Consider the following 6197-nt stretch of genomic DNA (forward strand, 5'->3'; position numbering starts at 1 on the left):
ATGTTCTCTATGGATGAAGGAAGGTTAATAAGCAACGTTGAAACGTATTGAACAAACGCTTTAATGTTCTCTATGGATGAAGGAAGGTTAATAAGCAACGTGAATTTGAAGAGTGCGATCGCCATAGCAGTCCTATTATGATTTGTAATAGCATTTCTCTATAGACCTCTTGCAAAAATATTTTTACCCCACTCTAACCCTAATTAAACGGCTACGGTGTACACACAAATCTAGAGCATCTGTACTCGGAATAAATTCCTCCTCTCATAGCGCAAGTCCTCTTCAGAGGACTCAAAAAAAAGTTTGTTCCAGTCCACTTGAGTGGACTTGCGCTATGAGCCTGGAACTTTAGTTCTAGGCGGGATACAGTTTCAACATGAAAAATTTTGACTTGTGTGTACACCGTAGCCTTGGAAAGGGTGGAAACCGGACAATCTAGTTCCCTCACCTTGACCAATGACCAATGACCAATGACCAATGACCAATGACCAATGATTATCGATATATCTTGTTCTACAAACCCTATGGGGTTCTGTGCCAGTTTACTCAAGATACTCCAACTCGTAGCACCTTAAAAGACTATATTTCAGTTCCCGATGTCTATCCGGTGGGGCGTTTGGATTGGGATAGTGAAGGTTTATTGTTGTTGACAAATCATGGACAAGTGCAACATCGACTTTGCGATCCTCGGTTTGGACATGAACGTACTTACTGGGTACAGGTGGAACGTATTCCTGATGCTGCGGCTTTGCAGAAGTTAGAAGCAGGCGTCATTATCCAAAATTATCGCACTCGACCAGCTAAAGTACAACTATTGTCAGCAGAACCAACTTTAAGCGATCGCGACCCGCCAATTCGATTTCGTAAAAATGTACCGACAGCATGGTTGGAGATGACTTTGACCGAGGGAAAAAATCGCCAAGTACGGAGAATGACGGCGGCTGTGGGGTTTCCGACTTTAAGATTAGTAAGAGTGGCGATCGCTCAATTACACTTGGATAACTTAAAACCGGGTGAGTGGCGTGACTTGACACGACACCAAATCAAGTCACTATAGCAGTTCTCGGTAATAACTGATTTACCAATTTCCAAATTTAAAGAAATGTGTTGTAATCTGCCGTTTATGGTTATTTTAATGGCAAGTTATTGTGAGGAGTTAGCTTTGCCAAAACATTAGAATATCTTACTAACGAGCGTAAAAATTGCGACTACCACAAAAACTCCCTTGTGCAACTACAATCATTTGTAGGTCTACTATAGGCAGGGGCTGCCGATTGTGGCACTTTGAGTGTAGTAGCCACAAGCACCTTGGTCGGGAATTAAGGAACTTGCATAATGCTGATTTGCCCTCAGTGTCAATTTGAAAACCCCAACTCCAACAAATTCTGTCAAAAATGTGGGGCGTCCCTGATCCATAAATTCTGCCTGCAATGCGATACCCAAGTACCTGTGAATGCACAAAAGTGTCATAACTGTGGTGCGGAATGTAGCGGAGTTTGGTGGGCAATTATTACCAAGAAAGAAAATTTAGAAGTCCCAGAACTAGACTCTAATGACATCGAGAAGGAGAGAGATAGTGATGCAGAGAGTGAAACTGTCCCCACCTCACCGCATCCGGTTGTCTCTGTTTCTTCTTCTAAGCCATCCCTGCTTCCAGAAGGCCCTTACTTAGATCAACAACAACGTTATCAGTTGCTAGAGTCATTGCCAAATTTGGGAGATTTAGCACCTCAGACTCAAGTGTATGTCAAAGTTTTAGATTGTTTGCCTTATCAGGTTTCTCCTGTTGAAGCCATGATCGCTAATCAGGATCAAGGGCTAGTAACACCGGCGATGGAGGCTAGTAATATTCCTGCTTCTGCGGAAGCATATGTGGCTTTAGCAGCTTATACTCATCAAGGTATACCGCCAATTCACGATGCCTGGCAAAACGAGAATATCGAGGTCATACTGATTGAAGATCGTTCTGATTGGCCGTGTTTACTGGATTTGTGGCACGATGAGTCAACAACTTCTCTACAAATGGTCAATTGTTGTTATCAGATGACACAACTTTGGGCTTTGCTAGAACCTTTAAATTGTTGTCATAGTCTTTTGGATTTGTCTAATCTGCGGTTAGATGAAGACCAAGCAGTGGCATTACAGATGTTATATATGTCACGTGTTAACCCAATAAGTCCAGAAAATCCACTGAGCAATGAAGAAAACAACACACCTAAACAATGGGAAGAGAATTTGAATATTCAAGCTTTAGCCGATGTTTGGCAAAAGCTTTTTAGAGAATCTCAGCGTACACAATTTGGTTCTTTGTTAGAACTATTGACAGATTTGGAAGTTGGTAAGATTGATACTTTATTGCAGTTACAGTCTGGTTTGCAGGCGATCGCCACAGAATTGCAACCAAACTCTAGTTTTGATGAGTCAGAGGTTAGTGCAACAGTCAATCTAGCTACCGATTCACCTACTATTCTCCAATTAGATGAGTCAGAAACAGACAATGCCGCAAAAAATGATGATATGGCAACAGTAGTGCTACCAATGCAGCTAATCAGCTTAGAACATGCTGGGTTGACCGATGTTGGGCGTCAACGACATCACAATGAAGACTACTTTGGTATTGATGCCAAAATCAGTAAGCTGGAATTGCCATCCAGCCGCAATGTGCAGGCCCGTGCTTTGTATGTTCTTTGTGATGGTATGGGTGGACATGCTGGTGGAGAAGTAGCAAGCGCTTTGGCTGTTAACACTTTGCAAAAATATTTTCAAACTCATGCGATTGAGAATGAATTACCCACAGAAGAACAAATTCGTGAAGCAATAGGACAAGCAAACCAAGCAATTTACAATGTTAATCAACAAGATGCCCGTTCTGGTGTTGGGCGAATGGGTACAACCTTGGTAATGTTGTTAATTCATGATACTCAAGCAGCTGTGGCTCATGTGGGTGATAGTCGCCTTTATCGTCTCACCCACAAATCAGGTCTACAACAAGTAACAGTAGATCACGAAGTTGGTCAACGCGAAATCTCGCGAGGAGTTGAGCCTAGTGTGGCATACACCCGCCCGGATGCATACCAACTCACACAAGCTCTTGGTCCACGTGATGAACACTCAATTTCTGCTGATGTGCAGTTTTTTGAGATTGCTGAAGATACTCTATTTGTTTTAGCTTCAGACGGTTTATCAGATAATGATTTACTAGAAACTCACTATTCAACTCATTTACTTCCCTTACTCGGTTCTAGCACTAACCTTGAAACTGGCGTTAGGGATTTAATTGATTTGGCAAACGAGTACAATGGTCATGACAACATTACCATTGTACTGATCAGGGCAAAAGTACGCCCAGTTTTAGATAGTCAAAAAGATATAGTTAATGGTTAGTAGTCGGTAGTTAGTAGTCAAACATGATCTACTAACTACTAACTAATACCTACTGTACGGACTTAGACGCGCTTTGCGCTGCTTCAAAACAGAGTACGGCCGTTTGCTTCTACTAAATAACTACCAAAAATTCTCATTCCCTTAGCTACTTTGTAATTGTGGTTACTCTGACCCTGTTAGAACCGCAGCAAAAAACGCCCCTCCAAAACTGGCATTTTGAAGACGAACCAGTGATTCGGATTGGTCGTTCGGCGGATAATCATGTTGTTTTAAGTGATACTCTTGTATCCAGACACCATCTTGAACTCAGACAAATTAGTTCTGGTGATAATGGCGGTTTGTGGCAGGTGATTAGTAAAGGTACAAATGGTACTTTTCTTAATGGTGTGCTGGTTACTCAAAGTCCCATATCAGATGATTCCCTGCTGCAATTAGCAAGGGGAGGCCCAATCTTAAAGTTTCAGATTGACCAAATAAAGATTCCAAATAAACCAATAAATCCATTAAGTAGTTGTACTCACGAAGGTAATTCTCCCAATAATCTATTTTGTATTCATTGTGGTCAACCCTTGTCTGTGGTAAAAACCATTCGTAATTATCAGGTATTACGGACATTAGGACAGGGAGGTATGGGAACCACTTATTTAGCTTGGGATGATAGTGGAAAAATAGCTGGACACGCACAGCTTTTGGTGCTGAAGCAAATGAATGCTGACATGGCTAAAATTGCTAAAGCCCGTGAACTATTTGAACGAGAGGCCAACACTCTCAAATCTCTTTACCATCCCGGAATTCCTAAATATTATGATTTTTTTGAGGAGGGAGGAAAAAGATACTTGGCTATGGAATTAGTTCATGGTGATGATTTAGAAAAATTAATTGCATACAAAGGCCCTGTCATTCCCACTCAAGCGATCGCTTGGATGATCCAAACTTGCGACATTTTGGACTATTTGCATAGCCAAGAACCTCCCCTCATTCACCGGGACATTAAACCAGCAAACCTAATGGTGCGAAATTCCAATAATTGCATAGTTGTGCTGGATTTCGGTGCAGTCAAAGAAATTGTTGGTACTGCACCTGGTACTCGGATTGGTGCAGAAGGCTATTGCGCTCCCGAACAAGAGCGGGGACAACCTCTGACTCAATCGGATTTATATGCCATTGGCCCGACATTAATTTATCTACTCAGTGGTGAAAACCCTTTCAAGTTTTACCGTCAGCAAGGACGAGGCTTTCGGTTTGATGTGGCTAAAGTCCCCACTATTACCCCTAAACTAGCAGAGGTAATCCATCGCGTTACACAACCACTGCCACGCGATCGCTATCAAACAGCAAAAGAATTATCCACAGCCCTAGCAGCTTGTCAATAACAAAAAGTTAATGATCAATAGTCAATAGCTAGTAGTGAATGGTTATCAACAACTAACCACTAGCTACCAACAACTAACTATTTCTACTCTTCGTCCCAAGCCTCTACTGCTAACAAATCACTAACCGGATCTTGCATATTAAATCCGAAATCCAACAATTCTTTTTTCCAATGCTGCCATTCATTACCGAATAGCAGAGCTATTTTCCAGATACTATCGGTTGGCTTGATAATGTTTGAGTCTACGAGTGATTGCACGTTACGCTGCAATTTCACCATAGGGTGAATTACTTGCTGAATCATAACCTCGATTGAATTTAAATTCAGATTTGTTTTGGTAAATGCTTAGTCAAAACTGCTTTCCGCTTCGGAACTATTGCCGATCCGTAGAGTTGTGTACTTTGGCAAAGCCAGTCTTGGCTCCTTAAATATATCATAACTAACTCTACTTAGTTGCTATCAAATTCGGTTTTGTACGGTAATCACCACTAAAAAATTTAAATAGTGAATACCAGCTTTTGCAGACACTGATACAAACAACTTATCATCTATCCCAAGCATAGGTAATATAGCTGAGAAAGAATAATAACGGTTTTGCTCATTCAAGCCTTGATGAAAGTGGTTAAGTTAGCCAAGTCCCCAGGGGACGAGCGACGCGAAGACAATGTTATTGGTCGGCATAACTAGAAGACACTTGGCTTAACCTAATAAACCTGTCTAATCCTCTAGTTCTAGAAGCTCAGAACTGACTACGCATCCCAAGGTAGGAACTCTAGCACTTTGCCAATAACGTAGTACACAAGGTACTTCGTCTGATCAACTGTGGTTTAAGTCTTAGGCTAGAAGCAAGCGTGTCTATAGACCTGAGTCGTTGACAGTCGCTTCGCTCCAAGTTAAAAGTAAAAAGTTAAAAGTTAAAAGGCACTCATAAAAAACTTCAGTTGTGGGTATCAAGCCCACTTAAACACTCATAATTTTACCGAGACACGTAGTGCAAGGTAAAAGGTGTCCTTTTTTCAAGCCCACAGATTTATCAGTGGGAATCTTTCTTTTTACTTTTTACTTTTTACTTTTTACTTGTTTTGACTAACATGTGTGCATTATTCAACCTACTCGTTTCGTTTAAACAAGGGCTTAGTAGTAGATTTTTGAGTAACAGCAAATTTGACAGGATTGAAACATCTACTATGTTTATCAAATTGTTATATAGAATATCGTACTATTTTGAAGTTGGAGAAGACAAATTGCGTTTTTTATAAAAATTTAATGTTTTTCTTCACTACGGTGTACACACAAGTCAAAATTTTTCATGTTGAAACTGTATCCCGCCTAGAACTAAAGTTCCAGGCTCATAGCGAAAGTCCACTCAAGTGGACTGGAACAAACTTTTTTTGAGTCCTCTTCAGAGGACTTGCGCTATGAGACTCGGAATTTATTCCGA

Annotated in this window: 5 protein-coding genes; 3 read left to right on the forward strand and 2 right to left on the reverse strand. The window is 40.9% G+C overall.

Annotated features, from left to right (window positions below; all coding sequences use genetic code 11):
- Nucleotides 1-484 precede the first annotated feature (484 nt).
- On the forward strand, nucleotides 485-1057 hold the full coding sequence (locus AC5JMK_RS11695) for a pseudouridine synthase (RefSeq protein ID WP_495910144.1): 573 nt from the start codon (nucleotides 485-487) through the stop codon (nucleotides 1055-1057).
- Between the two features lie 197 nt (nucleotides 1058-1254).
- Here AC5JMK_RS11695 and AC5JMK_RS11700 read toward each other — a convergent pair whose 3' ends face one another.
- Nucleotides 1255-1416 carry a hypothetical protein gene (locus tag AC5JMK_RS11700; RefSeq protein ID WP_495910146.1) on the reverse strand — a complete coding sequence of 54 codons (162 nt, stop codon included), beginning with the start codon at nucleotides 1414-1416 and terminating at the stop codon, nucleotides 1255-1257.
- Between AC5JMK_RS11700 and AC5JMK_RS11705 the strand changes: the two genes are divergently transcribed.
- Complete coding sequence (locus AC5JMK_RS11705) at nucleotides 1336-3384, forward strand: serine/threonine phosphatase (RefSeq protein WP_495910145.1); 2049 nt, start codon at nucleotides 1336-1338, stop codon at nucleotides 3382-3384. The genes AC5JMK_RS11700 and AC5JMK_RS11705 overlap by 81 nt on opposite strands.
- A 158-nt stretch (nucleotides 3385-3542) precedes the next feature.
- The gene (locus AC5JMK_RS11710; protein WP_096675405.1) at nucleotides 3543-4757 is read left to right on the forward strand and encodes a protein kinase domain-containing protein; all 1215 of its coding nucleotides are present in this window, start codon (nucleotides 3543-3545) and stop codon (nucleotides 4755-4757) included.
- A gap of 83 nt (nucleotides 4758-4840) precedes the next feature.
- On the opposite strand, the gene AC5JMK_RS11715 is transcribed toward AC5JMK_RS11710, so the two are convergent.
- A complete protein-coding gene (locus AC5JMK_RS11715; protein WP_016864247.1) occupies nucleotides 4841-5059 on the reverse strand; it encodes a DUF4327 family protein in 219 nt (72 codons plus the stop codon).
- Nucleotides 5060-6197: the final 1138 nt, after the last annotated feature.

It is taken from the genome of Pelatocladus sp. (genome assembly GCF_059505505.1).

Coding starts and splice junctions, on each gene's coding strand:
- AC5JMK_RS11695 (WP_495910144.1), top strand. CDS start 485: ATGACCAATGATTATCGATATATCTTGTTCTACAAACCCTATGGGGTT.
- AC5JMK_RS11705 (WP_495910145.1), top strand. CDS start 1,336: ATGCTGATTTGCCCTCAGTGTCAATTTGAAAACCCCAACTCCAACAAA.
- AC5JMK_RS11700 (WP_495910146.1), bottom strand. CDS start 1,416: ATGGATCAGGGACGCCCCACATTTTTGACAGAATTTGTTGGAGTTGGG.
- AC5JMK_RS11715 (WP_016864247.1), bottom strand. CDS start 5,059: ATGATTCAGCAAGTAATTCACCCTATGGTGAAATTGCAGCGTAACGTG.